The sequence below is a fragment of the Nocardia tenerifensis NBRC 101015 genome, assembly GCF_000308715.1.
GTDB lineage: Bacteria > Actinomycetota > Actinomycetes > Mycobacteriales > Mycobacteriaceae > Nocardia > Nocardia tenerifensis.
Window position 1 is genome coordinate 1 of the sequence record NZ_BAGH01000240.1, and the last position, 3,363, is coordinate 3,363.

At 69.6% G+C, this 3,363-nt stretch carries 2 protein-coding genes and 1 pseudogene; all 3 read left to right on the top strand.

The genetic code is table 11. The features are described from left to right. A pseudogene (gene mptB, locus ON39_RS19135) lies at positions 1–1,370 on the top strand (polyprenol phosphomannose-dependent alpha 1,6 mannosyltransferase MptB); the annotation flags it as partial. A 58-nt stretch (positions 1,371–1,428) separates the two neighbouring features. Next, on the top strand, positions 1,429–2,361 hold the full coding sequence (locus tag ON39_RS19140; RefSeq protein WP_040736232.1) for an ABC transporter ATP-binding protein: 933 nt from the start codon (positions 1,429–1,431) through the stop codon (positions 2,359–2,361). After that, entirely contained in the window at positions 2,358–3,149 is a 792-nt protein-coding gene (locus ON39_RS19145; RefSeq protein WP_040736234.1) for an ABC transporter permease, read from the top strand. The genes ON39_RS19140 and ON39_RS19145 overlap by 4 nt, the downstream gene beginning before the upstream one ends. Positions 3,150–3,363: the final 214 nt, after the last annotated feature.

Sequence of the window (3,363 nt, forward strand, 5' to 3'; positions counted from 1 at the left end):
GGTACCGTCGTCGTCGTGCTGGCCTGGCTGCTACTCGGCCGCTTCGCCGTCGGCGGCCTCGGCGGCGCACCCGCCACCGCCTCAGCCGCTCCCAGCTCGACCGCACCCTCCTGCTCTGGATCATTCCCCTCAGCGTCGCCCCACCGCTGTTCAGCAATGACGTGTATTCCTATCTGGCGCAAAGCGAAATCGCCGCGCGGGGCATCGATCCCTATCAGGAGGGTCCGGTCGCGGGGCTCGGGATCGACAACGTGCTCACCAACAATGTGCCGAATATCTGGCGGGAGACGCCGGCGCCCTACGGGCCGCTGTTCCTCTGGATCGGCCGCGGCATCGCCGACATCACCGGCGACAACATCATCGCGGGCGTCTGGGTGCATCGCATGCTCGCGCTGGGCGGTGTCGCCTTGATCGTCTGGGCGCTGCCACGGCTGTCCGTGCGCTGCGGCGTCGCCCCGGTGAGCGCGCTGTGGCTCGGCGCCGCGAATCCGCTTGTGCTGTTTCACCTCGTCGGCGGCGTGCACAACGACGCGCTGATGCTGGGGCTGATGCTCGCCGGGATGGAGTTCTGCCTGCGCGCCATCGAGGACATCCATCCGTTCGACGGACGGGCCTACGCGTGGCTGATCGGCGGGGCGATCGTCATCACGATGTCGTCGTCGGTGAAGTTCACCTCGATCGTCGTGCTCGGGTTCGTCGGCATGGCGCTGGCCCGGCGCTGGGGATTCACTCTGCGCAATGTGGCCGTCGCGGCGGCCATGCTCGGCGCGATCGCCATCGGCGTGTCACTGTTGATCGGCTCGATGAGCGGGCTCGGCTTCGGCTGGCTGCACACCCTCAACGTCGCCAACGCGGTGCGCAGCTGGATGTCGGTGCCGACGGTGCTCGGCATCATCACCGGATTCGGCGGTGTGCTGCTCGGCCTCGGCGACCATACGACCGCGCTGTTGAGCATCACCCGGCCCATCGCCGCGGTGGTCGCGGGATTCATCACCGTGCGCATGCTGGTCGCCACCGGCACCGGGCGACTGCATCCGGTCGGCGCGCTCGGCGTCGCGCTGGGCGCCATCGTGCTGCTGTTCCCCGTGGTGCAACCGTGGTATCTGCTGTGGGCGATCGTGCCGCTCGCCGCCTGGGCCACCCGGCCGGTGTTTCGCGTTCCGGCCGTTGCCTTCTCGGCGATCGTCAGCGTCATCCTGATGCCGCGCGGCGCGGATCTCGAGGTGTTCCAGATCGTCGGCGCCGCCATCGCCACGGTGATCGTCTCGGTCCTGTTCATCGTGATCACCCGTAACAAACTGCCGTGGCGCGGCCAGCAGGGGGTGTCGGCTCCGTCACACGTGCCCACGTCCTACGGTGTGACATCGTGAGCGAAACCGGCGCGGTGCACTGGGGCACGACGGCGTTGAACGGCAGCGAGGGGCGGTCGTGACCCACGCCGCCGGACCCGCTGTTCGCATCGACGGCGTCGTCAAACGTTACGGCGAGACCGTGGCGGTCGACGGATTGAGTTTCGAGGTGGAGCGGGCGCAGGTGCTGGCGCTGCTCGGGCCCAACGGGGCGGGCAAGACCACCACCGTGGAGATGTGCGAGGGGTTCGTGGCGCCGGACTCTGGGGCGGTGCGGGTGCTCGGGCTGGACCCGATCGCGGACTCGGAGCGACTGCGCGCGCGGATCGGGGTGATGCTGCAGGGCGGCGGCGCCTATCCCGGCGCGAAAGCGGGCGAGATGCTCGATCTGGTCGCCGCCTACTCCGCCGACCCGCTGGATCCCGACTGGTTGCTGCGCACGCTGGGACTTCAGGACAACCGGAAGACGCCGTACCGGCGACTGTCCGGCGGGCAGCAGCAGCGGCTGGCGCTGGCGTGCGCGCTGGTCGGCAAGCCGGAGATCGTGTTCCTGGACGAGCCGACCGCCGGCCTCGACGCGCAGGCGCGGTTGATCGTCTGGGAGCTGATCGACGCGCTGCGCCGCGACGGGGTGACGGTCGTGCTCACCACACACCTGATGGACGAGGCCGAGCAACTCGCCGACCAGCTGGTGATCATCGACCACGGCCGGATCGTCGCCTCCGGCACACCCGCCGAGGTCACCGCGCACGGCGCCGCCGGGCAGCTACGCTTCTGCGCCCCACCGAAACTCGACCTGGAGCTGCTGAAATCGGCGCTGCCGGAAGGTTTCTCACCACGGGAGACCACGCCGGGCACGTATCTGATCGAGGGCGAGATCAATCCGCAGGTGCTCGCCACGGTGACCGCGTGGTGCGCGCGAGTGAACGTGCTCGCCACCGACATTCGGATCGATCAGCGCCGCCTCGAAGACGTCTTCCTGGAACTCACCGGACGGGACCTACGCGGATGACCCAGCCCGACCTGACCGCCAACCGCTTCGCGCCGGGCACCTTCGCCCCGAACCCGCGGCCGAGCACGCGCGCCGCGATGATGATCGCGCAGACGCGGCTCGAGCTGATCCTGTTGCTGCGCAACGGCGAACAGTTGCTGCTGACCATGTTCATCCCGATCACCCTGCTGGTCGGGCTGACCCTGCTGCCGTTCGGCGACCTCGGCGACGACCGGGTGGACAAGATCGTGCCCGCGGTGATGATGGTCGCGGTCATGTCGACCGCGTTCACCGGCCAGGCCATCGCCGTCGGCTTCGACCGCCGCTACGGCGCGCTGAAGCGGCTCGGCGCCACCGCGCTGCCGCGCTGGGGCATCATCGCGGGCAAGAGCGCGGCGGTGCTGATCGTCGTTGTGCTGCAAGCGATTCTGCTCGGCGTCATCGGCTTCGCGCTCGGCTGGCGGCCCGAGCCCGCCGGGCTCGCCCTCGGCGCGCTCGTGATCGCGCTCGGCACAGCCACTTTCGCGGCCATGGGCCTGCTGCTGGGCGGCACACTGAAGGCGGAGGTGGTGCTCGCGCTGGCGAACATCCTGTGGTTCGTCATGCTCGGCATCGCCAGCATCGTCTTCGCCTCCGACGACCTGCCCACCGCGGTGAATGTGCTTGCGCGCCTGATCCCTTCGGGGGCCCTCGCGGTCACCCTCGAGGACGCGATGCGCAGCAGCGTGGACTGGTTCGGCATCGTGGTACTCGCCGTGTGGGGAGCGGTGTCCGGCGGGCTCGCGGCACGCTGGTTCCGCTTCCAGTAGGCCTTCGGCACCGCGCTGCCAGTAGGCCCCGCGCCCTCGTGCTTCCCGTGTGCCCTGCATCCCGCGCTTCCAGCGGCATCCCCCCGGGGTTCCGGCCAGCCCTGCTTCCCACGCCTTCAGCCAGCCCTGCACCCCGCACTTCCCTGCATCCCACGGGGTTCCAACCAGCCCTGCACCACGCGCCTCCAGCAAGCCTGCGCCTCACGCCTCCAGC